Genomic DNA, 25,886 nt, shown 5'->3' on the forward strand with positions numbered 1-25,886 from the left:
TTACCGGGTTCTTGGGATACAGAAAAGACGCCAGCTCACTTTTGACCCACCCATTCACGGTATGACGCAACGCACACGCGAGAGTGGGCTCGAGAGGCCACCGTCAGACACGCTGAGTGAGGGAGGAGCAGACGCATGAAGTACACGAATCTGGGCCGCACGGGCCTCCGGGTGTCCCGCATCTGCCTGGGCTGCATGAGCTACGGCACTCCCACCTGGCGCCCCTGGGTGCTGGACGAGGAGGCGGCGCAGCCGTTCTTCCGCCGCGCGGTGGAGCTGGGCATCAACTTCTTCGACACGGCGGACATGTACTCGCTGGGCGTGAGCGAGGAGGTCACCGGCCGCGCGCTGCGCCGCTACGCGCGCATGGACGAGGTGGTGCTGGCCACCAAGGTGTTCTTCCCCATGGGTGACGGGCAGAACATGCGCGGCCTGTCACGCAAGCACATCGTCCAGGGCTGCGAGGCGAGCCTGAAGCGGCTGGGCGTGGAGGCCATCGACCTCTACCAGATTCACCGCATGGACCCGAACACGCCGCTGGAGGAGACGCTGTCCGCGTTGGATCAGCTCGTGCGCCAGGGAAAGGTGCGCTACCTGGGCGCGTCCTCCGCGTATGCGTGGCAGTTCGCGCGGGCGCTGGGCGTGGCGGACCTGCACGGCTGGTCGCGCTTCGTCTCCATGCAGGGCCACTACAACCTCGTCTACCGCGAGGAGGAGCGGGAGATGCTGCCCCTGTGTGAGGCGGAGGGCATCGGCGTCATCCCCTGGTCCCCGCTGGCGCGTGGCCTGCTCGCGGGCTCGCGCAAGTCGCTGAAGGACCGCGAGTCCACGGCCCGCGCGAAGTCGGACACGTACTCGCCCCAGCTTTATGACCAGCCCGGTGACTGGGAGGTGGCGGAGGCGAACCGGGCCGTGGCCGCCGCGCGCAACGTGGCGCCCGCGCAGGTGGCGCTGGCGTGGCTGCTGTCGAAGCCCGCGGTGACGGCGCCCATCATCGGCGCCACGAAGCTGGAGCACCTGGAGGACGCCGTGCGCGCGGTGGACCTCAAGCTGACGCCCGAGGAAATCAAATCACTGGAGGCGCCCTACAAGCCGCACGAGGTGCGCGGCATGTGAGGCCCCGGGCCGCTGTAGCACCGCCTCCCGTCCACACATGGGAGCCCCACCGGGAGGCAAGCATATGGAGAGCGGGCGATAGGGGCGCGGGACTCGGGCGTTGGCGCGCTCAGGGGGCGATTCCGGGGCCGCTGACCGGGCACCCGCCGCAGCCACGCCGCCGCCGAGCGCAGGTCCGCCTCGAAGTGGATGCGCGCCTCGGCCCGCTTGCGAGGGTCCGGTATGCGCAGCAGCGCGGATGGGTGGAACGTGGCCATCCACCCATCCGCCCACGGCGTGTCGAACACCTGCCCGCGGCTGAGATTGAAGCGGAAGCCCGGCCCCTGGAATACCTGCGCCGCCGTGGCCCCCAGCGCGATGATCATCCTCGGCCGCACCACCGCGGCCTCTGCCTCCAGCCCCTCTCGGCACGCCAGCAACTCCGCCCGCCCCGGTGACGGGTACAGCCGCCGCTTCCCACCCTCTCCTTCCGTCCCCCCGGAGTGCCTCAGCGCGTGGGTGACATGGACATCCGAGCGCTTCAGCCCCGCCCGCCCCAGCACCTCGTCCAGCAACCGCCCCGCGGGTCCGACGAAGGGACGCCCTTCCCGGTCCTCCAGGTCCCCGGGCTGCGCCCCCACCAACATCAGGGGAGTGACGCCTGACGCGGAGGAGGTGCCCCATGGCGACTCCGGCAAGTCCCCCTCCGGCGCCTCCGGGCGACAGACGCCGTCACCGAAGGTGAGCCGCTCCAAGTCCCAGTGCACGCATGCGTCCGGCGTGAGGATGCTCCAGCGCACGGAGGGAAAGCGGCGCACGAAGAACGGCGCCACCTGACGGACGATGAGGTGGTCCGGCCGGTACCACGCGATGAAGCGCACCACCCCGTCCCGCTCCACCCGCCGGAAGCGCAACAGGGCCATCATCCTGTGCACGTCCCGCCGCACCTCCCGCTCCATCATCCGCAGCCGGTGCACGTCCACATCGCCATCCACCTCCAGCAGGTGGCGCTCCCCGTGGGTCAGCCGCCACAGGACGCGGTACAGCAGCGCCCAGCGCCCTGGCTCCCGGTGACACGCCACCTTCTCCGCCAGCCCCAGGAAGTCCCGGGGCACCGCCGGCGCCGGCAACCCCTGGACGGGCTCCAGCTCCGCCGCCGCCACCCCCACCGAGCCCCGCCGCGCCCGCGCCTCCTCGAAGAGGACCCGCTCCGGAGGCGCGTCGCGCGCCAGCAGCCCTCGCGCCACCGCCCGGAAGGATGACAGGTCCGGCTCCACGCACACCTGCATCTGCGCTCCTCCGTCCGCGCGGACGCCGCCCTGGAGGAGCCCCCGCCACCTCCGGCAGACGTCCGGGAATGTCCGGTCATGTGCGGACCTGGCGACCCCACCAGCCGCATCTTCCACGCGGCGTCCTACTCCACCGGTCTGACATCCCATCCGGCCCGGGGCATCTGATGGGAAGCCCCCTTCCCGGCGGCGGCTCCGCGCGAGGCCCGCTTCGAGCGCCCGGAAGCCCTCCACCGGAAGGCCGCTACCCGGCGGGGGGCGCGGCGTCGAACACGCACATCCACAGCCCCTCCTGCTCCGTGCAGCGGGTACCGGGAATCCGGCGGAACTCGTGCAGCCGCTGGGGGATGGAGAGGTAGACGGTTTCCGGGTCCAGCCGGCCCGCCCGGATCTCATCATCCAGCCCCAGGCAGTAGGCCTGCGCGCGCGCGTCGTCCAGCCGCGCCACGTAGCCACCGTTGAACGTCAGCCCGAGGAGGTAGGCGCGGTATGCCCAGGGCTCGAAGTCCATGGGCCCCGCGCGGCATCCCCGGCCGGAGCCGTCATGGGACTGCGGCGGGTACAACACGAGGTGCTTCCGTCCCTTCGCGGCCTCACGGAGCGCGTCGGAGGGCCGCGAGTTCCACCGCTCCCCCGTGTGTGCCTGACGCCCGTCTCCCAGGTCGACGTCGAGCACCTGCAGCGTCAGTGTCAGCGCCAGCAGCCCCGACGCCAGGGCCGGCCGGGGGAGGCGCAGGAGCGCGAGCGCGGAGCCCAGCAGGACGAGGTAGTAGAGCGGCCACACGAAGCGGCCCGACGCGCGGAAGGCCTCCACCCACCGGAGGCCGGGCCGGTAGAACGCCGAGAGGTCCGCGACCTGCTCGCCCATCCAGGTGATGCGCCAGGAGAGCGCGAAGAACGCCAGCCCCGCGGCCACCAGCCCCACCGGCAGCCACCGCCGCCAGAGCCGCCCCACGTCCCGGGCCCGGAGCCCCACCAGGACGAGCGCGCCGCACAGGGCGAAGAGCCCTCCCACGCCGAGATAGGCGAAGCCCTCGTACTGCCCGCGCCCCCTGTGAAGGGCGGGAAGGAGGCGGGACCAGCGGATGTCCCGGTACCCGAACGGGTTGAGGAAGGTGGCCAGGTCCGCGGAGAACTCGCCGAAGCCGTAGGCGGCCAGGGGTCCGGTCATCCCGAAGTAGCCGAAGGCGGTGAGGAGCAGCCCCACGGCGGCGACGTCCGCCACCGCGGCGAGCACCGGTCCCCGCCAGCCCCAGTGTCCCTCGAGGGCGGTGCGCACGCAGAGCGACACGGCGAGCGCCAGCACCATGGCGGTGAGCACGGGGTGGATGCCCGCCGCGAGCACGCAGAGGGCCAGCCCGCCCCCCAGCGCCCGCTTCGCGTCGCGCGCGTCGCGCTGGGGAATGAAGTGCAGCCCCACCAGGAGCACGATGAGCCAGTGGGCGCTCAGCGCCTCGTGCGACATGCTCATCCGGGCGAAGAGCGCGGGCGACAACACCAGCAGCGCCCCGATGAGCCACTGGAGCGACAGCCGCGCCCCCAGCCTTCTCGCCACCCACGCCCCCACGGCCCCCTGGAGCACGAGGCACAGGCACAGCCATGGCCCGATGTACTGGAAGTCCACCGGCAGCAGCCCCGAGAACGGCCGGAGCAGGAGCCCCACCCAGGGAATCGAGTCCGTGTACCCGAGCGTGGTCCCCAGTGGATGCACGTACCCGGAAATGAAGCCCAGCGGCAGCTCCAGCGGCGAGTTACGGAAGAAGAGCCACCCCAGCAGGTGCTGGCTGAAGTCGTCGCGAATCAGCCAGCCGAGCCGGGTGGGATTGAGCGCCGCCGGCCCGTAGACGGCGAGGAACGCGAGGAACCCCATCAGCGCGGCGCCCAGGGGCCCCGCCTGCGCCTCGGCGAAGCGCGAAGCGGAGGTCAGGACGCGCCGCGCCCCACCACTCGAGGTGACGGCTGCGGGGGCGGTGCTTGCTTCGGACATGGGCACCCGCGCTTGAAGCACGGGCGTTTCGGAGCCGTCAAGGAATGACCACCCACCTCGACGCGTTCACCGGCTTCCGCCCCCGCTCGCTCCCGGGGTGGAGCGAGTCCATGTGCAGGCCCCTGTCTTCTCGGACGCGACCCGCCCCCATCGCTCCTGCCCCCGCGAGACTAGAGGCCCACGCGCGTCATGGTGAACGGCAGGGCCGTGGAGCTGCCGCCCTTCACCAGGACGAGGTGGGTGATCTTCCCGGTGAAGGCGCTGCGCTGGAGCTCCACGATGGCGTAGTAGTCCCGCTGCTCGCCCAGCGGATCCGAGAAGGAGATGACGGCGCCCACCGCCGGGTTGTTGGGGAGCGCCCAGAAGGAGCCCGTCTCCGTGTTGCAGCCCATGATGGGGCAGAGGCTGCTCACGGTACGGACGTAGGTGCCCTCCACGTGGTCGACGTACTCCGTCCCGCTCAGCGTCATGGAGGTGATCTCCCCGAGGGCGGCGGGCGGCCAGTAGCGCGTGTAGCTCCCCAGCAGCCCCGACAGGCTGTCCGGCGACTCGTACAGGGCGGACTCCGTCGTGCCCGTGGCCTCCGCGCCTTCGGGCGCGGGCGGCTGGGGCTCCTGGCCTCCACAGCCCACGAGCAGCGAGAGCGCGGCGAGCAGACCGAGAGCGGGACGTCCAAATGAGTACATGTGTTCCTCTGGGGTGCGTGTGGGGTGCGACTTCCTGACCTGAATAGTGATTCAGGTTTCACCCGCTAGTACTGTCTTCACCGTGAAGCCGTCAAGGATGCCGCGTCGCGCCGAGCCCCGGCGCGTCCCCTGCCCTCACGGTGAACGGCTTCGGTTGACCCCTCCCGGCCCGGGTGCTAGCACGCACCCGTCTGACCGCGGCAGTGACGCTGCCGCGGGCTCCTCCTCCGAGGGGCGCACAAAGCCACGTCACTTGACGCGCGGGCGGAGGATGCCCAGGACGCGGAGGGTGGCGGGCTTCCGTCACCTCTCCGCGGGAGACAGGAGATGACGGTGAAGAATCCAGCTGACGAAGTGTCGCGGGCGTACGACGTCTGGGCGGACAGCTACGACACCCAGGTCAACGCGACGCGAGACCTGGACGCGGTGGTCCTCAGGAGCCTGGACCCGGCCCTCTTTCGAGGTGACGTGCTGGAAATTGGCGCCGGCACGGGAAAGAACACGGAGTGGCTGGCGCCTCGCGCACGCAGCCTGCTGGCGCTGGACGGCTCGGAAGGAATGCTGAAGCGCGCGCGGCAGCGCCCGGGCGTGGAGCACGTCCGGTTCATCCAGCATGACCTGCGCCAGCGGTGGCCCACGCCGGACGAGGCCCACGACGCGGTCGTCTGCAACCTGGTGCTCGAGCACATCGACGACCTGTCCTTCATCTTCGCGGAAGCGAAGCGCGTGCTGAGGCCCGGAGGGTGCTTCTTCATCTGTGAGCTGCACCCCTTCCGCCAGCTCCAGGGAAGCCAGGCGCGCTTCCTGAACCCGGAGACGAACACCACCGAGTACGTCCGCTGCCACCTCCATGACGTCTCCGAGTTCCTCGACGCGATGGCGCGAGCGGGCCTCGTCCTGGCCCGGGCGCGGGACTGGAGGGACCCTGGCGCGGAGAAGACCGCGGTGCCCCGGCTGTTCTCGCTGCTCATGATGAAGCCATGGTGAGACTGCTGACACAATCCTGACATGAGGCTGTCAGGAGGGCTGGCGCAGTGTGCGCGGCATGGAGGTCGGGCCCCGGGCACTCCCGCCCGGGCGCCGCCGGCCTCGAACATGGAGCGAAGCCATGGCCCGCAACGACGCCGTCAACTGGTTCGAGATTCCCTGCACGCAGCTCTCCCGCGCCGCCGCCTTCTACGAGCGGATGACCGGGCTGGCGCTCAAGCGCGAGCGCTTCATGGACGTCCCGCACGCCATCTTCAAGACCGAGGGCGTGGGCGGCGCGCTGGTGGAGGACCCGCGGAACGCCCCGGGCCCCAACGGCCAGCGCGTCTTCCTCAACGCGGGCCGTGAGCTGGACGCGTGGCTGGCGCGCGTGGAGGCCGCGGGCGGCCGCGTCCTGGTGCCGCGCACGGACATCGGGCCCCCGGGCCACATCGCCATCATCCAGGACACGGAGGGCAACCACGTGGGCCTGCACGAGCCGCGCGCGAGCTAGAGCGCGACCGCCCCAGCCGGGCGCGAGACGCCCGGCTCACTCCTCCCTGGCCAGCGCGTCCACCTGCTCCTGCAAGGAGGACGTGTCCTCGAAGAAGTCCTCGACGGGCCGCGCCCCCGCGACGCGGAAGGCCGGCGGCAGCAGCGTGCGGGGGAAGTCGAGCGCCTCGCTGAAGGACTCGTTGCCCAGCAGGTCGTCCGCGCGGGACAGGACGCCGAACACCAACGTGACGACGGTGAGCACGCGCACCAGCCGGCGCGGGTCCCACCGTGTCACGTAGCGCAGGTGCCAGTAGAGCCCCCACCCCATCAGCCCCAGGAACGCGGCGTGGTGGAGCAGGGGCAGGCCGCTCCCCACCCCCAGGCTGAAGCCCACGAGGGTGAGCAGCACCGGGAGGACGAGGCCGCACAGCAACACCAGCGTGGCGATGGTGGCGTGCGCACGGTAGTGGAACTGCCGGCGGGCGATGCGGCTGGCCACCGACCAGCCGCCGGCCCACAGCAGGATGAGCCCCAGCGGCGCCACCAGCGCCACCATCAGCTCGCCCCAGTCCGTGCGCCCGTAGTTGGAGAGGTACTCCTCCAGGAGGCTCGCGCACAGCAGGGCCAGCAGCGCCAGGGAGAAGGTGCGCGGCCTCTCGAACACGCGGGCGCGCGGCGCGGTGGGCGCCTGCCCGATGACGGTGTCCTCCACCGGGTGGTTGCGCGCGCGGAAGCGCAGCACCGTGTCCCCCACGGCCACGCGGGTGTCGGGGGCCAGCTCCAGCTCGGCGAGCGGCGCCCAGGGCTCCACGCGGTACGTGCCGTTGTGGCTGCCCACGTCCCTCAGCACCAGCGCGCCGTCCTCACGGCGCTCGATGCGCAGGTGCTCGGCGGAGACCTTCGGGTCGTCGAGGATGACGTCGTTGGTGTAGGCGCGTCCCACGCTCGCCGGAAAGCGCTCCAGGCGGTGTCGGGCATGGACGATGTCGCCTTCCAGCACCTCCAGGAAGATCACTTCGTCCACGACAGCGCCTCCAGGTAGCGCCGGGCAATCCGGCGGCCGTTCTCCGCGGTGAAGCCGGCCAGGGTGAGCGAGGTGTCCACGCCGCTGGTGCCCGCGTTCAGCGTGGCGGCGCGCAGCACCACGTCATAGAGGCCGGGGAACTTCCGGTACGCGCGCAGGCAGAGCGCGGCGCGCACGGGCAGCCCGTCCACGTCCACGAACTCCGACTTGCAGCGGTAGTTGGTGACGTCCTGGCGCGTGGCCTCCACGGCGTCCGGATCCTGGGAGAAGAGCGCGCTGTAGAGCGCGGAGAAGCGCAGCGCGCCCAGCTTCTGGCTGGTGGCGTACTGGTGCAGGAAGGCCACCACGCCCGTGCGGTGGTTCGAGGACACGTAGATGTCCTCCTCGGACGAGCACTGGTAGTTCGTCACCGTGTACGGCACCTCCGGGTCGTGCGGCGTGTCCCCCCAACACTTGAGGAAGGGGCTCCAGCGGCCGGGGACGCGGTAGCTGCCCAGCGTGTGCCTGGGCAGCGGTGCCTCCAGGAGCCGCTCGGTGAGCCGCTGCTGGTTGTCCATCAACTGCGCGCGGACGGTGTCCAATAGCGCCTGCGCGTCGGGCTCCTTCGCCTGGAGCGCGCGGGCGAGCAGGTCGCGCGCGAAGCGCACCGGCACGAGGAAGCCCACCTGGTTGCCCATGGTGGCCACGTTGACGCCCACCACGCGGCCCTCGCCGGTGAGGGTGGGCCCGCCGCTCATGCCGGGGTTGATGGCGCCGCTGAAGTGGAGCCGCTCGTAGAGGGCGTCCTGGATGAGCCCGTTGTAGGTGCCCTCGACGATGGTGGTGCCCAGATCCCGGGGGTTGCCCATGGCGAACAGGCGCGCGCCCTGCGGGGGCTCGCGGTCCTCCAGGGCGAAGAAGTCCGCCACAGGCGTGGCCATCTGGATGACGGCCAGGTCGTGCACCACGTCCACGTCGACGAGGCGCACCGGCACGGGCTCGCCACCGCCGCGAAGGACCAGCTCCGCGGTGTAGTCCTCCGGGTGGATGACCACGTCGGAGACCACGTGGTAGTTCGTCACCGCGTGCCCGGCGGCGGAGACGAAGAAGGCCGAGCCGATGGACGAGCGCGTCCCCGAGCGGCGCTCGATGATGCGCACCTGGGCGACACGGCCCTCGATGCGCCGGAACAGCTCATGCGTGGCCGGCGGCAGCGCGGAGATGGGCACTTCGGGCGAGGCCTCGGGGACACCGGCATCCGGCGGCGTGCCCGGCTCCCCCGGGGCCACGGGCGCCTGCGCGAGCACGGCGGCGAGTAGGAAGGCGAACATGGATGCGTCCCACCCTACCCCACCCCGCCGGGCCCGGGGGCATGGAGCCATTCCCCCTTGTGCACTGGAAACAGGACGGCGGCCCGCCACCGGGGCGAGCGTGCCATGCCGCTCGGCTCACGGCGCCAGGCTCACTCCGAGCCCGTGCTCCCGAACACCCTCCGCAGCACCTGCTCCCCCGCTTGCTGGGCGTTCCGGCTGTAGGTGAGCAGTTCCGCTCGCGTCTCGGCGGACATGAGGCCCCCCACGTTTCGCGCGAGCCAGGGCTGGGTGCCGAAGAACTCCGTCTCGCGCCGTGCGAACTCGCGGATGTTTTCATCCGTCGCCGGCTGGTAGAGCAGCTCCCGCTGCTGCTCGTAGAAGTCCCCCACCGCCCCGGCGGCGAACTCCCTGGTGAAGGCCGCCATGGCCATGCCGAGAATGGGGTTCTGTCCCGGCATCGATGAGCCCGTGGCAAAGCCCACGGTGCCCAGGAACGCCATGGCCCCCTCGAGAAGCGGGCGGATGGCCGCGCCAACGGACCCCGGTGGTGCCTGTCGAACCACTTGCAATGCACGCTCCCGCTGCCCGAACGGAGGGGTGGTGGCGGCGAGCTGCACGGGAGGTGGGGAGCGGCGCGCCACCTCGAAGGTGTCCCTGGGCTGAGCAGCCCTGGGCGGAGTGGCGGCGCGTGCCGGAGCCCCCGTGGCCCCCGCCGACACCGTTGAAGCTCGCACCCTGTTGCCAGTTGGATTGAGTCGTACCATCACAGCGCTCCCCGTCACCGCGGACGAAGCCTTCTCTTCAAGAGCCTCCAGCCTAACACGGAGAGGCTCGGCCACCAGCACCACGGGTGTGATTGACCCCAGGCCGCCGTCGCCTCCCCAGAGCGCCTCCCGGAGAGACGCGCTCACGAGTCCGGAGTGTTCGTTCCCCGTCCCGGGAGGTCTGCCCCTACAGGAGCCGGACGGGCACGCGCTCTCGGGTGCCTGCCCTCGCATTCGACGCAGCCGCGAGGGGAGAATCCGCCGGCTCACGAACGCGACGCGGGGGGCACAATACGCTCGCGCTTCGCACCCACACCCCTGGAGACAACGACGACATGGAGATCAAGGGCACAGCGTTCATGGCGAGGCACGAGTCCGTGGTCGCGGAATTCGGCGAGGCCGCGTGGCGCTCGTTCCTGACGGAGTACGCGAAGACGGACCCCGTCTTCGCGAAGCCGGTGCTGCCGATGACGTGGATACCGGCGGACTCGTACGTCCGCTTCTCGGAGGCGCTGCTCGCGCGCTTCTACAAGAACGACCCCATGGCCTACTGGAGCTTCGGAGAGAATGCCGCGACGCACGCGCTCACGAAGGGCCAGCTCAAGCCCATGTTCGCGCAGGCCGACTTCCGCCGCTTCCTCCAGTTCTTCCCCGGCGTGTGGAAGAGCTACTTCACCGCGGGGACCGCGCACGTGGAGACCGGTGAGAGCTCCGCGGACCTGCGCATCACCGGCCTCCCCAGGCCGCACGCGTACTTCGAATACATCACCATGGGCTTCATGAAGCACGGGCTCGAGGTGCTGGGCGCGAAGAACGTGCGCGCCGAGCGCCTGAAGGGCTTCTCCCAGGGCGACGCGGAGTGCCACTACCGCTTCCACTTCACGGGGTGAGGCCCAGCCGCCTCGTGGCTCACGAGCCCTGGCGCACGCGCCGCCTGCGCCAGGCCGTGTATGAGGCCACCAGCGCTCCGGCCAGGGCCCCCGCGAGCGCGCCCAGCAGCCTGCGCGGCGCGGGGCCCGGGGCCGTCGTCGCCTCCAGCCGGAACGTCTCCAGCGACTCCCGCACCCGGGGCTCCAGCTCCTCCCAGCGCACCGCCGGGGCGCTCACCGCCACCACCGCGTGACGCCCCTCCGACGCCAGCCCCGCCACCAGCACCGTGCGCACCTGCCCCGCCTCGCGCAGCGTGCCCAGCACCTCCACGCGCGGCACCGCTCCACCCAGCCGCTCCACGCGCTCCGGTGACAGCGTCAGCCCCAGCTCGCGCTGGAAGTGCTGCATCACCGCCGCCGCGAAGTCGTCCCGCTCGGACGGGCTCGCGGAAAACCCCCGCTCCACCACCGACACCAGCAGCGTGGCCGCCTCCGGGCCCTCGCCGTCCGCCAGCGCGGCGGACAGCGCGCGCGGCGCATCCGCCTCCAGCGCCACCGCCCCCGCGCGCGAGCCCGCGTACTGCTCCCAGCGCACCATGTGGAAGCCCTCGGGCGGACGGAACTGGTAGCCGTCGCGCCGCAGCTCGGAGCCGAGCGCGCCCGACAGCACCAGCAGCCCCGCGGCGAGGAGGGAGGGACTCACGGCCGTCAGCATAGGTGGGTCCGGCCCCACTCTCACGGGCCCCCTGTCTCCTGCCCGGCCCCCAGGCGCGCGAGGCATGCCACCTTCGTTGTGACATCCCCGGACGTCGCGGGTAACCTCGCCGGCCTGATGACCCCTGCAGCCCGGGCCGACATGGAGGCACGCGCCGACCGCGCCCTGCGCAGGGGCGAAATGGCGGAAGCACTCGGCCTCTACGAAGCGCTCGTCCGCGCCTTCCCGGAAGACCCGGGGCTCGCCCTCAAGCTCGCCAACCTGCGCGACTCGCTCCAGCCCGCCGAGCTCCAGGCCCTCCAGGCCTCCCGCCCGACCCATGACGTCTCCCTCCCCCTGGGCCCCTCCTCACCCGCCCAGGAGGGTGAGCGCCTCTTCGCCCTCGGGGACTACGTCGGGGCCGCCGCCGCCTACCGCCGCGCCGTCCAGGAGCGCCCGGACAGCGAGCTGCTCAAGGAGCGGCTGATCGAGCTGTACCGCCTCGCCCGCGAGATGCCCCTACATTCTCCGACAGACAAGGCCCTCCCCAAGGAGGCCGAGCCCCGTCTCCAGGCGCTCCTCGACCGCGTCGCCTCGCGCCGCCGCCTCAAGCGCGATTGACGGAAGGCCCTGTTTACACTCGGAAAACCGCCGCACCGGGTGATTCGCGCGTTGCACCCCCCAGGGGGGGCCCCTAGAATCAGGTCCGACGTCGCTGTCATGGTTCAACCCCGCACCTCTGACACCTGCGTCCGACCCGTATGCCCCGTTCCCTGCGACTCGGAGTCCTCACCGGTGGTGGTGACTGCCCGGGACTCAACGCGCTGATCCGTGGCCTCGTGAAGCGGGGCACGCACGAGTTCGGCCACGAGTTCGTCGGCATCGAGAACGGCTACATGGGTCTGGTCGAGCCCGGGCTCACCCACCCCCTCACGGAGGAGGACACGCGCGGCATCCTCCCCAAGGGGGGGACCATCCTGGGCACCTCCAACAAGGCCAACCCCTTCGCCTACCCCTTCCGGGAGAACGGCCACTGGGTGGACCGGGACGTGTCCGACCAGGTGCTCCGCCGCTGCGAGGAGCTCAAGCTGGACGGGCTGGTCGCCGTCGGCGGTGACGGGACGCTGTCCATTGGCCACCGTCTGGCTTCCAGGGGTCTCAACGTCGTGGGCTGCCCGAAGACCATCGACAACGACCTCTCCGGCACGGACCAGACGTTCGGGTTCGACACCGCGCGCCTCATCGTCACGGAAGCGCTGGACCGGCTGCACTCCACCGCCGAGGCGCATGACCGCGTCATGGTGGTGGAGATCATGGGCCGCCACGCCGGCTTCCTCACGCTGGACAGCGGCATCGCCGGCGGCGCGGACGTCATCCTCATCCCGGAGATTCCCTACCAAGTGGAGTCCATCGTGGAGAAGATCCACCGCCGCGCCACCCGCCGGCGCAGCTTCTCCATCATCGCCATCTCCGAGGGGGCGTACCCCGTGGGCGGCACGCTGGCCATCCAGGAGCAGGCCGGGGAGGTCCCCGGGCGCGGCGTGGTGCGGCTGGGCGGCTCCGGCCGGGTGTGCGCGGACCTGCTCGCGAAGCACGTGGACGCGGAGATTCGCGTCACCGTGCTGGGCCACCTGCAGCGCGGCGGCAGCCCTAGCGCGGCGGACCGGCTGCTGGCCACACGCTACGGGTGCAAGGTGTTGGATCTCGTGCGTGACGGGCAGTGGAACCATATGGTCGCGCTGCGCGCGGGGGAGATTGTCGCGGTACCGTTGAGTGAGTCGCGCAAGGAGCGCCGGGTGGACCCATCCGGTGAGCTGGTGCGCTTCGCCAAGAGCATGGGCATCAGCTTCGGGGACTGAGGGGGAGGACGCCGCACGTCATGACGCTCGTCGGCCGCCATATCGGTCGCTACCGCATCCTCGAGCAGCTCGGCTCGGGGGGCATGAGCGTCGTGTACAAGGGGCTCGACACGGCCCTGGACCGCGAGGTGGCGGTGAAGGTGCTGCACCCGCACCTGGCCGGCAAGGACGAGTCGCGGCGGCGGCTGGCCCGCGAGGCCCGCGCGGTGGCCAAGCTGCACCACCCCAACATCCTCGAGGTCTTCGACTTCTCCTCCGCGGACGCGCAGGACGCGTTCATCGTCACCGAGTACATCCGCGGCCAGACGCTGAAGTCCTTCCTCGACGAGGGGCCCATGGACCCGCCGGAGCTGGCGGCCATGGTCATCCACGAGCTGGCGGCGGCGCTCGCCCACGCCCACGAGGCCGGCGTCATCCACCGCGACCTCAAGCCGGAGAACGTCATGGTGCGCGAGGACGGAATCCTCAAGCTCATGGACTTCGGCATCGCGAAGCTGCTCGACATCGAGGAGCGGATGACCGTCACCGGCACGCTGGTGGGCTCGCCGGCCCACATGGCCCCGGAAATCATCGAGGGCCTGGAGGCCGGCCCCGAGGCGGATGTCTTCAGCGTGGGCATCATGTTCTACGCGGCGATGACGGGCCGGCTGCCCTTCAGCGCCACCAACACCACCGCCACGCTCAAGCGCATCCTCGACGGCGACTACGAGGACCCGCGCCGCCGCGTGCCCACGCTGTCCGACGAGCTGGCGGAGATCTGCGCCACCTGCCTCCAGCGCGAGCCCCAGCGCCGCTACCCGGACGCCGCCAGGCTGCGCGACGCGCTCGCGGACTACCTCGCCGGCCTGGGCTTCGCGCGCGTGGGCGAGGAGCTGGTGTCCTTCTTCGCGGACCCCACCTCGTACCGGAAGCTCGCCCGCCAGCGCATCGTCGCCGCGCTGCTGGAGCGCAGCGAGCGGCTGCTCGCGGAGAAGCGCACCCCGCGCGCCCTGGCCAGCCTCAACCAGGTGCTCGCGCTGGACGCGACCAACGCCCGCGCGCTCGCGCTCCTCAAGGGCCTGCGGCGCGCCCAGCGCATCAAGACGTGGCGCCGCCGCGGCATTCGCGTGGGCATCGGCCTTGCCGCCGCCGCGCTGCTCGGCGTGGGCGGCTGGAAGGTGCGCCAGGCCGGCACGCGGCAGGACACGCCGGAGCAGACGGGCGACAGCGTGCCGGGCGGTACGGACCCGCGCACCACCCCACCGGGCTCCCAGGGCGAGCCACCGGCCCCGGGCGGCACGGTCGGGACGCCCGGCGTGCGGACCGACTCGACGACCGGCACCGGTGAGGGTGTCCCTTCACGGCCGCCCGTGGTGGCGCGGCCGCCGGACACGCTGGTGGCCGGCCTCGTGGCGGCGTCCGTCGACGAGGAGCGGCCGCCCCCGGGAAATCTCACGCCGCACCAGGGCTCCACTCCCGTCCCCGGAGCAGCGCCCAGGGGCAGCGGCTCACGCCACGTGCCCGCCCCGCCGGTCGCGGAGCGGCTCCCCGATGACGCGTCCCGCAAGCCGCCGGTGCGCAAGGTGCCGGTGTCCATCCTGGTGCGGCCCTACGGCATCATCCGGGTGGACGACGGCGCGCCCAGCGCCCAGCCGCTGCAGAAGCACGACGTGGAAGTCGTGCCGGGACGGCACAGCGTCACCATCTCCTGTGACTACTGCGAGGACGTGGTGGACACCATCGACGTGCGCGGCAGCGGAGAGAACGTCTTCCACCTGCGCGCCCAGCCCAAGCCCGCGCTGCTCTCCTTCGAGTACGAGCCGGCGGACGCCGTGGTGCGCGTGAACGGGCAGCAGCGCACCGTGCGCGAGAGCCTCCAGTCCCCCTTCGTGGTCCGCGCCCCGCGCGGCCCGGCGGGCTTCCAGCTCAGCGTCGAAGTGGAGCTCTCCCACCCCGGCTACAGGACGGAGCGGCGCAAGGTGCACCTGAATCCCGGCGAGCCCACCACCCTTCGCGGGAGCCTCCTCCCCGAATGAGCCGCGGACTCCTGCTCCTGCTGTGGACGCTGACCCTCGCGCCGGCCGCCGCCGGCGCCCAGGACTCCGGAGACCCGGAGGTGGCCGCGCTGCGCGCCAGCTTCGAGTACGGCAAGTACGCGGAGGTGCTGGACCGCGCGGGCGCCCGCATCGACCGCGGAGACCTGTCCGAGGACGACCTGGTGGAGCTGCACAAGCTGGCGGGCCTCGCCGCCTTCAACCTCGGCCGCACCGAGGACGCCACGCGCCACCTGCGCGCCCTGCTCCGGTTGGATCCGGACTACGGCCTGGACCCCTTCGTCGTCCCGCCGCCCGCGGTGGCCTTCCTGGACTCGCTCAAGGTGGAGATGTCCAGCGAGCTGGAGTTCCTCCGCCAGGAGCGGCGGCTGCGCCAGGAGCGCGAGAAGGCCGCGGCCGAGCGCCGCGAGCGTGAGCGCCTGGAGGCCGAGGTGCAGCGCCGCCGCGCCGAGGAGATGGCCCGCCAGGTCACCGTGCGCACCGTGGAGAAGCGCAACTTCCTGGTCAACTTCGTCCCCTTCGGCGCCGGCCAGTTCCAGCAGGGCCGCAACAGCCTCGGCATCGTCTTCGCCGCCACCGAGGGCGCGCTCGCGGTGACGAGCATCATCTCCTTCTTCGCCTACGAGTCGCTCTTCGAGGAGCAGACCGTCCTCATGGACAACGTCCTGGACCCGGACGGCCAGGCCTCCATCCGCGTGCGCTACATCCCCACCAACCGGCGCAAGCAGCGGGACACCTGGCAGCTCCTCAAGCTGTCCTCGGCGGCGGGCTTCTACACCATCTACGCACTCGGCGTGGTGGACGCGCTGTACCACCACGAGGACCACGTCATCCGCACCACCGTGGAGCCCCGCCCCGACGCGCCCGCTCCAGCCTCCGCTCCGCCCGGCACCCTCTCGACGCGGGTGGGCCTCTACCGCACCTCCGGCGGGCTCGGCGCCGGCCTCACCCTCTTCTTCTGAGCCTCTCCACCCGATACGAGAATCCATGGCCAGCCTCACCGTCCGCTCTCCCGATGGAAAGGTCCGCTCGGTCTCCCTGCACAAGCGCATCACCAGCATCGGCCGGGGGCCGGACAACGACGTGCAGCTCGAGGACCCGGGCGTGCCCGACAGCGCCCTGCACGTCACCTTCGACGGCAGCCGCTACGAGGTCGGCAGCCTGGGCGCCACCTTCCAGGTCAACGGCAAGAGGCGCGACGCCCATGCGCTGTCCACCGGAGACGTGGTCCGCGTCGGCGCCACCGAGCTCGTCTTCGCTCGCGAGGACGCCCCCCGCGCCCCGCCCCCGCCGCCCTCCACTCCGCCCCGCGAGGTGATGCGCACCTCCAACCCGGACTCGCACACCGCGGAATTGCCCGGCGTGCCCGGCCGCGAGCTGCTCCTGCTGCGCCGGCTCACCGCCTTCAGCGAGCGGCTGCTGGGCCTCTACGACGTGGAGCGCATCCTGGAGAGCCTCATGGACGAGGCCATCGAGGTGACTCGCGCGGACAAGGGCTTCCTCATCCTCATGGAGAGCGGCGAGCCTCGCGTGAAGGTGGCGCGCAACGTGTCCCGGGAGAACATCGAGGACGCGGTGGAGAAGGACAAGATCTCCGACTCCATCATCGCCAAGGTGGTGAAGGAGCAGAAGCCGCTCATCGTCGCGGACGCGCTCGACTCGCCGGAGTTCAACAAGAGCGAGTCGGTGGTCAACCTCCGCGTCCACTCCGTCATGTGCGTGCCGCTCATGCACAAGGGGGACCTGTTCGGCGTCATCTACGTGGGCAACGACAGGCTGGTGAACCGGTTCGAGCCCAAGAGCGCGGACATGCTCACCATCTTCGCGGCGCAGGCGTCCCTCATCCTGCAGAACGCGATGCTGGTGAACGACCTCAAGCTGGACAACACGGAGCTGCGCCGGAAGCTGGAGGACCAGCGCTACGGCGACATCGTGGGCGCCTGCCAGGGCATGCGCGACGTGTACAAGCGCATCGACAAGATTGCCCCCACGGACATCTCCGTCCTCATCACCGGCGAGACGGGCACCGGCAAGGAGCTCATCGCCCGCGAAATCCACCGCCGCTCCCCGCGCGCCAAGGGGCCCTTCATCACCATCAACTGCGGCGCCATTCCGGAGAACCTCCTGGAGAGCGAGCTGTTCGGCCACGTGAAGGGCGCCTTCACCGGCGCGGTGGCCACCAAGGCCGGCAAGTTCCAGGCGGCCATCGGCGGCACGCTCTTCCTGGACGAGATTGGCGAGATGCCCCTGCAGCTCCAGGTGAAGCTGTTGCGCGCCCTCCAGGAGAAGATTGTCTACAAGGTGGGCGACAACCGCGGCGAGCCGGTGGACATCCGCGTGGTGGCCGCCACCAACAAGGTGCTCGAGGACGAGGTGAAGAAGAACACCTTCCGCGAGGACCTCTACTACCGCCTCAACGTCGTCACCCTGAAGCTGCCCCCCCTGCGCGAGCGCGGCGAGGACGTGGTGGTGCTGGGCCGCTTCTTCCTCCAGAAGTACGCCCGCGAGTTCAACTCCAAGGCCCGGGGCTTCACCCCCTCCGCCACCGTCTCCATGCGGAAGTACGGCTGGCCTGGAAACATCCGCGAATTGGAGAACCGCCTGAAGAAGGCGGTGGTGCTCGCGGACAAGCCGCTGCTGGGTCCGGACGACCTGGACCTCAAGCCGGAGAACCTGGAGCCCATCATGCCGCTGCTCCAGGCCAAGGAAGAATTCCAGAAGCGTTACATCAACGAGGTGCTGGCCCGGAACAACGGCAACCGGACCAAGACAGCCAAGGACCTGGGCGTGGACCCGCGCACCATCTTCCGCCACCTGGAAAAGCTGGAGGCGGAGAAGTCGGGCCGGCCCCTGCCTCCCGAGGAGGGAGACGAGCTGCTCTGAGCGGGCGGCCCGCGCACGGACGATGGAAGGCACGACTCGGCGATACGGATGGTCGGCGCTGGTGGTGGCGGCCTGCGCGGCGACGGGCTGCCTCATCCCCCAGGACGACACGCTGCTGGAGGGCGTGCCCGGGCAGAGGAACCGGCCGCCCCGCATCGTGGAGAGCCTGGTGTCGCCCCAGCAGCGCGTCATCTCCGACTTCGGCGCCGGCGCGTGTGACCTCACCTTCGAGGTCGTCGCCGAGGACCCCGACCTGGATGACCGCCTCAAGGTGCACTGGTACGTGGACTACAACCCACAGGACCCGCGGGGCCCCTACCGGCAGTACGACCTGGCCAACATCACCCGGGACCCGCTGCGCTCGGACCGGGGCTCGCTGCTCATCAGCCTCGCGTCCGCCAACAGCCCGCTGGGCACGCCGGGCACGCACCTGGTGGAGGCGCTGGTCAGCGACTCGGAGCTGCAGGACCGGGTGGTGCAGCCGCGGGTGGTGCAGCTTCCCGACGGCACCTTCATCGAGGACCCGGGCTACGTCGTCACGTACGCCTGGGTGGTGAACACCGTGCAGGGGGACTGCCGGTGACGCCGCGCCGCGCGCCGCTCGTCCCCGCGCTGGCGCTGCTGGCGGTGCTCGCGGGCACCGGGTGCGCCCTGCTGGAGGAGGAGCCGGACCCGAGCCAGCTCGTGTGCCGCTCGGATGCCGAGTGCGGCCCGAACGAGGTGTGTTTCCCGGACGGGTGTGGAGACCCGGGCCGGGACATCGTCGTGGAGGTGACGCCCAACCCCCACGACGGCATGCACGCGCAGGACTTCCGCGTGGACCCGGTGCGGCCGGAGCTGGACCTGGAGCTCCTCGAGCCCGCCCGGGTGGCGGGCCGGGTGGTGCGCGCCACGTCGTTGCCGGCCCCGGATGGGGGCACCACCACGCGTCCCTACTCGGAGCCCCTCCACCTGCGCGCCGACGGCGAGAGCCTCCTGCTGCCCGGCGTGACGCGCCGGTACGAGGCGGAGCTGGTGCCCATCAACGGCGCGTGGGAGCTGCCCGTGGGCACCGGCGAGTACGCGGTGACGCTGACGGCCGGCGACCTCGAGGTGCCGCCGGTGCGGGGCACCAGCCACGTGGAGCCCGGCGCCCGGGTGCCGCTGGAGCTGGTGCTGCCCGCCCCGGACACGGTGGTGCGGCTGAGCGGCCGGGTGGTGCGCCAGGGCGAGCTGCTGGTGGACGCGGACCTGCGGATTCAAGCGCTGGACGCGGACCTGTCGCCCCTGTCCCAGCGTGTGCCGGTGATGCGCGGCTCGGGTGACTTCACGCTCGTCATGCCCCGGGAGGCGGCACGGCGCTCCGCCATCCTGCTGCGGGTGACGGCCCTGGGCGAGGCGCCCTGGGTTCCGCAGAAGACCTTCACGGTGGACCCGCGCGCGCCGCTCACCTCGCCGCTGGAGCTGGGGGAGTATGGCGAGCCGGTGCGGGTGTCGGGCCGGGTGGTGGGCCTGGACGGCAGGCCGGTGGCGGGCGCCACCGTGGCGCTGCGCGGGCAGGTGGGCGGCGGCGGCCTGTTCCATGGCCCGCTGGCGACCACCACCCTGGAGGGGCGCTTCACGGTGGACACCCTGCCGGCGGCTCCGGGCGGCACGCTCTCCCTGGTGGTGGTGCCGCCCCTGGGTGTCACCGCGGGCCTCATCGTGCAGCCGGTGGAGGTGCCGCGCACCGGCGCCGTGTTGCCGGACGTCGTCTGTCCCGACCGGCGCGTCGTCATGGGCACCCTCCACCTGCCCGGCAGCACCGAGCCGGCGCGCGGCGTGCGCGTGGCGGTGGAGCCCATCGCCGAGGTGCCCGGCTGGCCCCGTCCGCCCGGCGGTGGCGAGGCGCTGGTCGCCACCGACGACGAAGGCACCTGGCGGCTGCGGTTGGACCCCGCCGTCTACCGCGTGGACTTCCTCCCGGCGGAGAACCTCCCGCGCATCAGCCGCGTCATCACCGTGCTGCCCGGCGAGGACGCCACCGTGCAGGAGCTGGCGACCTTCAACCTGCAGCGCGGCCGCACCCTCACCGGCCGGGTGACGGACGGCACGCGGACCCTGCCCTATGCCTCCATCCGCTTCTACCGGGTGGGGACGCTGGAGGGCCGCCCCTCGTCCGTGCTGCTGTCCCAGACGGTGTCGGACCACCAGGGCCGCTACACGGCGCTGATGCCGGTGCGCTGACTCACGGCAGCTTGCCGGCGCCCGGGTCCTTGCGCGCGGTGGCGAAGGCGGCGTGCAGCGCGTCCACCGCGCCGCCCACCTCGCCCGCGTACTGCACGGCATGGATGGTGTAGAGGTCCTGCACCGTCTCCAGGCGGCGGTACACCGCGCGCAGGCGCTCGCGATCCCGCGACTCGAGCCCGCACATGGACTCGCGCTGGCGCAGCCGCTCCAGCCACGCCGTCCGGAAGCGCATCCACTGCCGGTCCACGTCCCGGGCGGGCGACACGCGCACCAGCTTCTCGCGCTCCGACTCCAGCTCCGCCCACAGCGCCTGCGCGCCGTCCAGACACTCACGGAAGGTGAGCAGCTGGGGTGCGTCCGGCGGCCGCTCCGGCGTCATGGCCGCGACCGAGCGGCCCACGCTCCAGAGAATCCAGACGGAGAAAAGCGTGGTGAGGAGGATGTACACCGCGTACGCGCCACCACGGAAGCGGCGGTAGCGGGGGTCTTTCCGGGGGTCGGGAGCGGACACGGGGTCCAGGTCTTACGACCGTGGACCCCGCGTGGCAACGCTTCCGTGTCCCGCACCGTCGTCCGGTGGGGGGGAGCAGCGGGCCCCAGGGCGCCTGCCCCTGAGCCCACCGGGACTACTGGCCGGCCGGGGAGGCCGCCTGCGCGGGCGCGGCGGCCGGAACGGCGGCGGGCGCGGCCGCGGCATCCGGGTTCATCAGGCGCTTCACCGTGGCGATGCGGCCCCGGAACTGCGGCTGGTACTGGCTGTTGACGTAGGTGCCGGCCGCGTCACGCGCGGTCTCCAGCGCCTTATCGTACTGGCCGACCTCCTGGTACGACTGGGCCAGCAGCAGCATGGCGTAGTCACGCGTCTTGGAGGACTTGTCCCCCTCGACGAAGCGGGCCAGCATCGGCACCGCCTTGTCGTGCTGACGCGTCTGGTTGTACGCGGTGCCCAGGAAGAAGGACGCGTCCAGCGCCTGCTCCTGCGGCGGGTTCATGGCCAGGAAGCGCTCCATCTCCGAGATGACGGACTGCATCTCGTTCTTGCGGAAGGCGATCTTCCCGCGCTCGAAGGCGGCGTCGCCCGTCTCGCGGCGCAGCACGGAGGCGCGGTCATTGAGGGCCTGGCGCTCCAGGTTGCTCAGGCGGGACGTGTCCAGCTTCACCAGCGCGTCGATGCCCTTGAGGCGCTCGTCACCGGGGAGGTTGGTCATCATCTTGTAGACCTCGGCCGCGGCGCGCTGGGCCGTCTGGTGGGCCGCCGTGTCCGCGCGCTGCTTCTCGAGCTGCGTGGTGAGGTCCGCGACCATCTTCTCCAGCCGCTCGCGCTCATTGCTGGCGCTGGAGCTGCGCGCGCTGGTGATCATCAGCGCGGCGCCCACGGCGATGATGGCGAACAGCACATAGGCCACCGCCGAGGAGAGCCACTGGCGCTTCTGGAAGTCCTCGTGGCGCTTCCCCACCGCCTTCACCTCCGCATGGAGGTTCTTCAGCAGGTTGTCGCTCTTGATGACCAGGTTGCGGGCCTCGACGATTTCCCGCCGGAGGTCCTGCAGTTCCTTCTCCACTTCCGTCTTCGACTGCTCTGGCATGGACATCTTCCTGGGCGCGGAAACGAGCTCGGCCGGCTCACGCATCGTAAGGAGTTCTCCCGGGCGTATGGCGATAATTTCCGCACCGAAACAACGGCGCGGGGCCGATGCATTTCCTGGAGTGGACAGCCCGGGTCTCGACTGGCTGCTCTCTCTACAAGAAACCGTCCGGAAGCGGCCGGGATGGCTCTGGTGGGAAGGTGTACGTCACGCCCACGGAGAGCCAGTTGCCGCCAGCGCTGAACGAGCCGATGCGGCGGTTGTTGTTCTCCGTCTCCGGCGCGCCCACCGGCCCCCGGAGGAAGGACAGGCGGTACTCGGCCGTCAGGCCCCAGCGGGAGGACAGGCGCCAGGTGGCGCCCAGGGTGCCCACCCAGGCCTGGGTGGTGCTCTCCTGCACGGCCTCCCCCTGGCGCTTCGAGGAAACGAGCGCGGGTCCGGTGAAGAGGCCCACGAAGGGGACCAGCCCGTACGGCCCCACCTCGGGCAGCACCGTCTGGAAGCGCAGGCCTATCATGGCGCCGTAGCTGAGGAGGTTGATGCTGCGTTCGCTCCCGTCGGGCTCGCGGAGGTAGAGCTTTCCGCCGGTGCCGAACAGGTCGATGCCCACCTCCACCAGGTCCGACATCGCGTAGGCGAAGGAGCCGATGACCAGCGGCCCGCCGGAGACCTCCCGGGCGCGGGCCAGCCCCTGGTTCTCCGTGCGGCCATACCAGGAGGTGTAGAGCGTCTCGTTGGACGTCACGCGCCAGCCGCCCTGGATGGAGATGCGCCCCACCCCGTTCAGCGACGTGGGGATTTCGTCGTCCTCGTCCTCCTCCGGCGCCTGGGCAAAGGCGGGGGCGGTGGTGAGCAGGGCGAGCAGCGGCAGGAGGCGGCGAAGCATCAAGGCGGCGTTTTCCGTCAGGGGCGCTTGGGGCGCAGCGCGATTTCCAGGAAGGTCGTCTGCCGGCGGCGGAGCGCCGCGAGCAGACAGTGCAGGACACACACCACGCCGAACTCGCGGAGGACGACGCCCAGGTTGGCCACCACGTCCCGCAGGGTGATCACACCGCGCATGTGCCCGCTCCCGTGCGTTGCCGTGGGTACCCGTCGCGTACGTCCTTGCTGATTCCGCCCGGTGCTACAGGCGTGTGGCGCACCGTAGCAGCCGCCTCCCACGCGTCAACTTTCCGGACGCGCAAGGGCTCGGAGCGACTGGGGATTCCGGCTCGGGCGTCAGCGGGCGCGGCGCTCCAGCTCCAGCAGCGGCATCTCCAGCACCACCACCGTGCCGTGGATGCAGGCGGGGTGGAAGTCCGCGCGGTCCAGCTCGCCGAGCAGCGCGCGGAGCTGCGCGTCGGTGAGGGGCGTGGCGCTGGCCCGGCGCGCGGCGTGGCAGGCCATCACCCGCACCGCCTCCGCCAGGGACACCGCGTCCAGCGTGGCGCCCTTGGGTGGCAGCGCGCGGGCCAGCGCCTCCAGCAGCGAGCGCCCGTCCACGCCCTCCAGTCCGGGAGGCACCGTCTTCAGCGCCAGCGTGGTGCCGCCGAAGGGCTCCACGTCGAAGCCCAGCCTCCCCAGCGCCTCGCGCCCCTCCACCAGCGCCTTCGCCGCCGCCAGCGGCAACTCCAGCGTGGTGCCGAACAGCGACGGCGCCGGAGGCCCCTTCCCGTCCTCCAGCGCGCGCAGGTAGCCCGTCAGCCGCGCCCGCTCCAGGGCGGCGTGTGGATCCAGCACCACCAGCGTGCCGCCGGGGCCCTCGCACACGTGGAAGCGGCCGCCCAGCAGGCCCATGGGCCGGAGCGCCGCGAAGTAGCCCGGCGGCGGGGCCTCGTTGAGCTGCGGCTGGGCCTGTCCGAAGGCGGGCGCCTGTCCCGGGCTGCTGGGCGCGAAGGGCAGCGCCCCCGGCCGGACACCGGGCGGCAGGGGCCCCGTGGGCGCCGGCCCCAGGGGCGCGCGGCCGGAGTCCGGGGCATCCATGGCGGTGGGCAGGGGCGCACCCCACGTCGCTTCCTGGGCGCGGGTGAGGAAGCGCTCCACGGCGAGCGCGTAGTGGGCGGCCTCGCGCGGCTGTCCCGCCTGTGGGGCATTGCCTTCCGCCGCGGCGCCCAGCCACGGGGCGGCGCGAAGCATGCGGGTCAGCGCGGCCGTCAGCGCCTCCTGCACGCCACGCGCGTCGGCGAAGCGCACCTCCAGCTTCTGCGGGTGCACGTTGACGTCCACCGCGGCCGGGTCGATGTCGATGTGGAGCACCACCACCGGCTGGCGGCCCGCCGCGAGGAAGTCCTGGTACGCGCGCTGGATGGTGCCGATGAGGCCGCGGTCCCTCACGTAGCGCCGGTTGACGTACGTGTAGAGGCCGCGCGCGTTGTTGAAGGTGAACTCGGGCGAGGCGGCGTAACCGGTGATGGAGATGCCCAGCCGCCGCTCCTCCACGGGGAACAGGTGCGGGTGCGCGGTGGGGCCCAGCGCCGCGGCGATGCGCTCGCGCGGGTCTTCCGGGCACGCCGGGCTGGAGAAGAGCGTGTCGCCCTCGTTCGTGGCGAAGAAGCCCACCTCCGGGTACGCCAGCGCCAGGCGCACCACGGCCTCCTCCGCGTGCTTCAGCTCCGTCTCCCCCCGGCGCAGGAACTTGCGGCGCGCGGGCACGTTGAAGAAGAGGTCCTCCACGGTGATGACGGTGCCGGTGCGCGGCTCCGCGTCCTCCACCACCGGCGGTCCCCCGCCCTCCACCGTCACCCGCGTGCCCACGTCCGCGCCGGCCTCCGCCGTGTGGAGTGTGAAGCGGGAGACGGAGGCGATGGCCGGAACCGCCTCGCCCCGGAAGCCCATGGAGCTGATGTGGAACAGGTCGTCCAATTCGCGCAGCTTGCTGGTGGCGTGCCGCTCCAGGCACGTCACCGCGTCCAGCCGCCCCATGCCGTGCCCGTCGTCCGACACGATGATGCGGTCCACGCCCCCGCCCTGAAGCTCCACGCGGACGGTGCTGGCGCCCGCGTCCAGCGAGTTCTCCACCAACTCCTTCACCACGGAGGCGGGGCGCTCCACCACCTCTCCGGCGGCGATCTTGTTGATGAGGACGTCACTGAGGCGGGCGATGCGGGCCATGGCGATCGTTCACCCTCCGCCACCCGGACAACGTTGTCCAGCGCGACGACGATGCTGGCGGCTGACATTCCCGAGCGTCTGGGCTAACACCCGACAGCGCGAATGGACGTGTCACGACCAGGCAAGGGGCGGCTTCGCGTTGCGGTCACCGGCGCGAGCGGAGACTACGGGAAGCTCCTGATGCACCGGCTGGAGCGGGATCCAGAGGTGGAGAGCATCCTGGTGCTCGACGTGGCACGTCCAGAAGGTGCCAAGGTGGAGTTCCACCGGGTGGACCTCACGCGCCACGACGCGGAAGGTGAGCTGACCGACGCGCTCACCGAGCGCCCCGTGGACGCGCTCTACCACCTGGCCTTCCTCCTCGGCCCCATCCGCGACGGCTCCCTGGCGCACGAGCTGGAGGTCATCGGCACCATGAACGTGCTGACCGCGGCGGGCCGCGCGCGGCTGCCGAGGCTGGTGGTGCCCTCCATGACGGCCGTGTACGGCGCGCGCGGCAACAACCCCGCGCTGCTGCGCGAGGAGTCGCCGATGCAGGGGTGCCCGCACAGCCGCTTCGTCACCGACAAGGTGGAGGTGGAGGGCCAGGTGCGCGCCTTCCGCGAGCGGCACCCGGACCTGCGCGTGCTGGTGCTGCGCTTCGCGCCGGTGCTCGGCCCCTCGGTGGACAACCCCGCCACGCGCTTCCTGAAGCGGGGCGTGGTGCCCACGCTGCTGGGGTTCGACCCGCTGTGGCAGGCCCTCCACGAGGAGGACGCCGCGCGGGCGCTGCACCTGGCCCTGCGCGCGGACGCGTCCGGCGAGTTCAACATCGTGGGCCGGGGCGTGCTGCCGCTGTCCGGCATCATCCAGCAGGCGGGGGCCCGGCCGCTCCCCCTGCCGGGGCCGCTCTTCCGGGCCGCGCTCCACACGCTGGACATGGTGGGCACCGGCACGTTGCCCGTGGCCCTTCTCGACTACATCCATTACTCGTGGGTCGCGGACGGCGAGCGCGCCGAGTCCGCGCTCGGCTTCATCCCCTACCATCACGTCCGGGACGCCGCCGCGGCGCTGAGGAGGAGCTAGT

Annotated in this window: 24 protein-coding genes; 12 read left to right on the forward strand and 12 right to left on the reverse strand. The window is 71.6% G+C overall.

The window, feature by feature from the left end:
- Positions 1-135 precede the first annotated feature (135 nt).
- Complete coding sequence (locus K8638_RS25985; RefSeq protein WP_223757315.1) at positions 136-1,116, forward strand: aldo/keto reductase; 981 nt, start codon at positions 136-138, stop codon at positions 1,114-1,116.
- Here K8638_RS25985 and K8638_RS25990 read toward each other — a convergent pair.
- The 3 genes from K8638_RS25990 to K8638_RS26000 form a co-directional block, all read right to left on the reverse strand.
- Entirely contained in the window at positions 1,086-2,384 is a 1,299-nt protein-coding gene (locus tag K8638_RS25990) for a TIGR03915 family putative DNA repair protein (RefSeq protein WP_223757316.1), read from the reverse strand. The two genes, K8638_RS25985 and K8638_RS25990, sit on opposite strands and share 31 nt — an antisense overlap.
- A 244-nt stretch (positions 2,385-2,628) precedes the next feature.
- Complete coding sequence (locus tag K8638_RS25995) at positions 2,629-4,371, reverse strand: DUF6311 domain-containing protein (RefSeq protein WP_223757317.1); 1,743 nt, start codon at positions 4,369-4,371, stop codon at positions 2,629-2,631.
- Between the two features lie 170 nt (positions 4,372-4,541).
- The gene (locus K8638_RS26000) at positions 4,542-5,057 is read right to left on the reverse strand and encodes a hypothetical protein (protein WP_223757318.1); all 516 of its coding nucleotides are present in this window, start codon (positions 5,055-5,057) and stop codon (positions 4,542-4,544) included.
- Between the two features lie 333 nt (positions 5,058-5,390).
- Between K8638_RS26000 and K8638_RS26005 the strand changes: the two genes are divergently transcribed.
- Positions 5,391-6,044: a class I SAM-dependent methyltransferase gene (locus K8638_RS26005; protein ID WP_223757319.1), complete on the forward strand. Its 654-nt coding sequence runs from the start codon at positions 5,391-5,393 to the stop codon at positions 6,042-6,044.
- Positions 6,045-6,165: 121 nt separating this feature from the next.
- On the forward strand, positions 6,166-6,537 hold the full coding sequence (locus K8638_RS26010) for a VOC family protein (protein ID WP_223757320.1): 372 nt from the start codon (positions 6,166-6,168) through the stop codon (positions 6,535-6,537).
- Positions 6,538-6,573: 36 nt separating this feature from the next.
- Here K8638_RS26010 and K8638_RS26015 read toward each other — a convergent pair whose 3' ends face one another.
- The 3 genes from K8638_RS26015 to K8638_RS26025 all read right to left on the reverse strand — a co-directional run bounded on the left by K8638_RS26015 (position 6,574) and on the right by K8638_RS26025 (position 9,334).
- Positions 6,574-7,542 (reverse strand): FHA domain-containing protein, encoded by a 969-nt coding sequence (locus tag K8638_RS26015; RefSeq protein WP_223757321.1) that lies wholly within the window; start codon positions 7,540-7,542, stop codon positions 6,574-6,576.
- Complete coding sequence (locus tag K8638_RS26020) at positions 7,530-8,852, reverse strand: S1C family serine protease (RefSeq protein WP_223757322.1); 1,323 nt, start codon at positions 8,850-8,852, stop codon at positions 7,530-7,532. The genes K8638_RS26015 and K8638_RS26020 overlap by 13 nt, the downstream gene beginning before the upstream one ends.
- A 131-nt stretch (positions 8,853-8,983) precedes the next feature.
- Positions 8,984-9,334, reverse strand: a complete 351-nt coding sequence (locus K8638_RS26025; RefSeq protein WP_223757323.1) for a hypothetical protein — start codon at positions 9,332-9,334, stop codon at positions 8,984-8,986.
- A 599-nt stretch (positions 9,335-9,933) separates the two neighbouring features.
- Between K8638_RS26025 and K8638_RS26030 the strand changes: the two genes are divergently transcribed.
- The gene (locus K8638_RS26030; protein WP_223757324.1) at positions 9,934-10,488 is read left to right on the forward strand and encodes a hypothetical protein; all 555 of its coding nucleotides are present in this window, start codon (positions 9,934-9,936) and stop codon (positions 10,486-10,488) included.
- Positions 10,489-10,507: 19 nt separating this feature from the next.
- On the opposite strand, the gene K8638_RS26035 is transcribed toward K8638_RS26030, so the two are convergent.
- On the reverse strand, positions 10,508-11,170 hold the full coding sequence (locus K8638_RS26035; RefSeq protein ID WP_223757325.1) for a hypothetical protein: 663 nt from the start codon (positions 11,168-11,170) through the stop codon (positions 10,508-10,510).
- A 129-nt stretch (positions 11,171-11,299) separates the two neighbouring features.
- Here K8638_RS26035 and K8638_RS26040 point away from each other — a divergent pair, with 129 nt between their 5' ends.
- The 7 genes from K8638_RS26040 (at position 11,300) to K8638_RS26070 (ending at position 20,141) form a co-directional block, all read left to right on the forward strand.
- Positions 11,300-11,782, forward strand: coding sequence for a hypothetical protein (locus K8638_RS26040; protein ID WP_223757326.1), 483 nt, complete (start codon positions 11,300-11,302; stop codon positions 11,780-11,782).
- A 140-nt stretch (positions 11,783-11,922) separates the two neighbouring features.
- Positions 11,923-13,020, forward strand: coding sequence for a 6-phosphofructokinase (locus K8638_RS26045; RefSeq protein WP_223757327.1), 1,098 nt, complete (start codon positions 11,923-11,925; stop codon positions 13,018-13,020).
- Positions 13,021-13,040: 20 nt separating this feature from the next.
- Positions 13,041-15,035, forward strand: a complete 1,995-nt coding sequence (locus tag K8638_RS26050) for a serine/threonine-protein kinase (protein WP_223757328.1) — start codon at positions 13,041-13,043, stop codon at positions 15,033-15,035.
- Entirely contained in the window at positions 15,032-16,015 is a 984-nt protein-coding gene (locus tag K8638_RS26055) for a hypothetical protein (RefSeq protein ID WP_223757329.1), read from the forward strand. The genes K8638_RS26050 and K8638_RS26055 overlap by 4 nt, the downstream gene beginning before the upstream one ends.
- 25 nt (positions 16,016-16,040) lie before the next feature.
- Positions 16,041-17,936: a sigma 54-interacting transcriptional regulator gene (locus K8638_RS26060; RefSeq protein ID WP_223757330.1), complete on the forward strand. Its 1,896-nt coding sequence runs from the start codon at positions 16,041-16,043 to the stop codon at positions 17,934-17,936.
- 22 nt (positions 17,937-17,958) lie between these two features.
- Positions 17,959-18,519: a hypothetical protein gene (locus tag K8638_RS26065; protein ID WP_223757331.1), complete on the forward strand. Its 561-nt coding sequence runs from the start codon at positions 17,959-17,961 to the stop codon at positions 18,517-18,519.
- Entirely contained in the window at positions 18,516-20,141 is a 1,626-nt protein-coding gene (locus K8638_RS26070) for a carboxypeptidase-like regulatory domain-containing protein (RefSeq protein WP_223757332.1), read from the forward strand. Before K8638_RS26065 ends, K8638_RS26070 begins: the two co-directional genes overlap by 4 nt.
- 1 nt (position 20,142) lies before the next feature.
- On the opposite strand, the gene K8638_RS26075 is transcribed toward K8638_RS26070, so the two are convergent.
- From K8638_RS26075 to mutL, 5 genes are all read right to left on the reverse strand, one after another.
- The gene (locus K8638_RS26075) at positions 20,143-20,655 is read right to left on the reverse strand and encodes a hypothetical protein (RefSeq protein ID WP_223757333.1); all 513 of its coding nucleotides are present in this window, start codon (positions 20,653-20,655) and stop codon (positions 20,143-20,145) included.
- A 115-nt stretch (positions 20,656-20,770) separates the two neighbouring features.
- Positions 20,771-21,775, reverse strand: a complete 1,005-nt coding sequence (locus tag K8638_RS26080) for a tol-pal system YbgF family protein (RefSeq protein WP_223757334.1) — start codon at positions 21,773-21,775, stop codon at positions 20,771-20,773.
- A 109-nt stretch (positions 21,776-21,884) separates the two neighbouring features.
- Positions 21,885-22,616 (reverse strand): porin family protein, encoded by a 732-nt coding sequence (locus K8638_RS26085; RefSeq protein WP_223757335.1) that lies wholly within the window; start codon positions 22,614-22,616, stop codon positions 21,885-21,887.
- A gap of 17 nt (positions 22,617-22,633) precedes the next feature.
- Positions 22,634-22,789: a hypothetical protein gene (locus K8638_RS26090; RefSeq protein WP_223757336.1), complete on the reverse strand. Its 156-nt coding sequence runs from the start codon at positions 22,787-22,789 to the stop codon at positions 22,634-22,636.
- A 159-nt stretch (positions 22,790-22,948) separates the two neighbouring features.
- Positions 22,949-24,820 carry a DNA mismatch repair endonuclease MutL gene (gene mutL, locus K8638_RS26095; protein WP_223757337.1) on the reverse strand — a complete coding sequence of 624 codons (1,872 nt, stop codon included), beginning with the start codon at positions 24,818-24,820 and terminating at the stop codon, positions 22,949-22,951.
- 102 nt (positions 24,821-24,922) lie between these two features.
- Between mutL and K8638_RS26100 the strand changes: the two genes are divergently transcribed.
- Positions 24,923-25,885 carry an SDR family oxidoreductase gene (locus K8638_RS26100; RefSeq protein WP_223757338.1) on the forward strand — a complete coding sequence of 321 codons (963 nt, stop codon included), beginning with the start codon at positions 24,923-24,925 and terminating at the stop codon, positions 25,883-25,885.
- The last annotated feature ends 1 nt before the right edge of the window (position 25,886 follow it).

The sequence above is a fragment of the Myxococcus sp. RHSTA-1-4 genome, from assembly GCF_020037125.1.
GTDB lineage: Bacteria > Myxococcota > Myxococcia > Myxococcales > Myxococcaceae > Myxococcus.

What these genes read in the sequence shown, in the direction of transcription:
- K8638_RS26055 (WP_223757329.1), top strand. Translation starts at nt 15,032, where the DNA reads ATGAGCCGCGGACTCCTGCTCCTGCTGTGGACGCTGACCCTCGCGCCG.
- K8638_RS25990 (WP_223757316.1), bottom strand. Translation starts at nt 2,384, where the DNA reads ATGCAGGTGTGCGTGGAGCCGGACCTGTCATCCTTCCGGGCGGTGGCG.
- K8638_RS26050 (WP_223757328.1), top strand. Translation starts at nt 13,041, where the DNA reads ATGACGCTCGTCGGCCGCCATATCGGTCGCTACCGCATCCTCGAGCAG.
- K8638_RS26085 (WP_223757335.1), bottom strand. Translation starts at nt 22,616, where the DNA reads ATGCTTCGCCGCCTCCTGCCGCTGCTCGCCCTGCTCACCACCGCCCCC.
- K8638_RS26060 (WP_223757330.1), top strand. Translation starts at nt 16,041, where the DNA reads ATGGCCAGCCTCACCGTCCGCTCTCCCGATGGAAAGGTCCGCTCGGTC.
- K8638_RS25995 (WP_223757317.1), bottom strand. Translation starts at nt 4,371, where the DNA reads ATGTCCGAAGCAAGCACCGCCCCCGCAGCCGTCACCTCGAGTGGTGGG.
- K8638_RS26010 (WP_223757320.1), top strand. Translation starts at nt 6,166, where the DNA reads ATGGCCCGCAACGACGCCGTCAACTGGTTCGAGATTCCCTGCACGCAG.
- K8638_RS26040 (WP_223757326.1), top strand. Translation starts at nt 11,300, where the DNA reads ATGACCCCTGCAGCCCGGGCCGACATGGAGGCACGCGCCGACCGCGCC.
- mutL (WP_223757337.1), bottom strand. Translation starts at nt 24,820, where the DNA reads ATGGCCCGCATCGCCCGCCTCAGTGACGTCCTCATCAACAAGATCGCC.
- K8638_RS26030 (WP_223757324.1), top strand. Translation starts at nt 9,934, where the DNA reads ATGGAGATCAAGGGCACAGCGTTCATGGCGAGGCACGAGTCCGTGGTC.
- K8638_RS26090 (WP_223757336.1), bottom strand. Translation starts at nt 22,789, where the DNA reads ATGCGCGGTGTGATCACCCTGCGGGACGTGGTGGCCAACCTGGGCGTC.
- K8638_RS26025 (WP_223757323.1), bottom strand. Translation starts at nt 9,334, where the DNA reads ATGGCGTTCCTGGGCACCGTGGGCTTTGCCACGGGCTCATCGATGCCG.
- K8638_RS26020 (WP_223757322.1), bottom strand. Translation starts at nt 8,852, where the DNA reads ATGTTCGCCTTCCTACTCGCCGCCGTGCTCGCGCAGGCGCCCGTGGCC.
- K8638_RS26000 (WP_223757318.1), bottom strand. Translation starts at nt 5,057, where the DNA reads ATGTACTCATTTGGACGTCCCGCTCTCGGTCTGCTCGCCGCGCTCTCG.
- K8638_RS26045 (WP_223757327.1), top strand. Translation starts at nt 11,923, where the DNA reads ATGCCCCGTTCCCTGCGACTCGGAGTCCTCACCGGTGGTGGTGACTGC.
- K8638_RS25985 (WP_223757315.1), top strand. Translation starts at nt 136, where the DNA reads ATGAAGTACACGAATCTGGGCCGCACGGGCCTCCGGGTGTCCCGCATC.
- K8638_RS26100 (WP_223757338.1), top strand. Translation starts at nt 24,923, where the DNA reads ATGGACGTGTCACGACCAGGCAAGGGGCGGCTTCGCGTTGCGGTCACC.
- K8638_RS26080 (WP_223757334.1), bottom strand. Translation starts at nt 21,775, where the DNA reads ATGCGTGAGCCGGCCGAGCTCGTTTCCGCGCCCAGGAAGATGTCCATG.
- K8638_RS26065 (WP_223757331.1), top strand. Translation starts at nt 17,959, where the DNA reads ATGGAAGGCACGACTCGGCGATACGGATGGTCGGCGCTGGTGGTGGCG.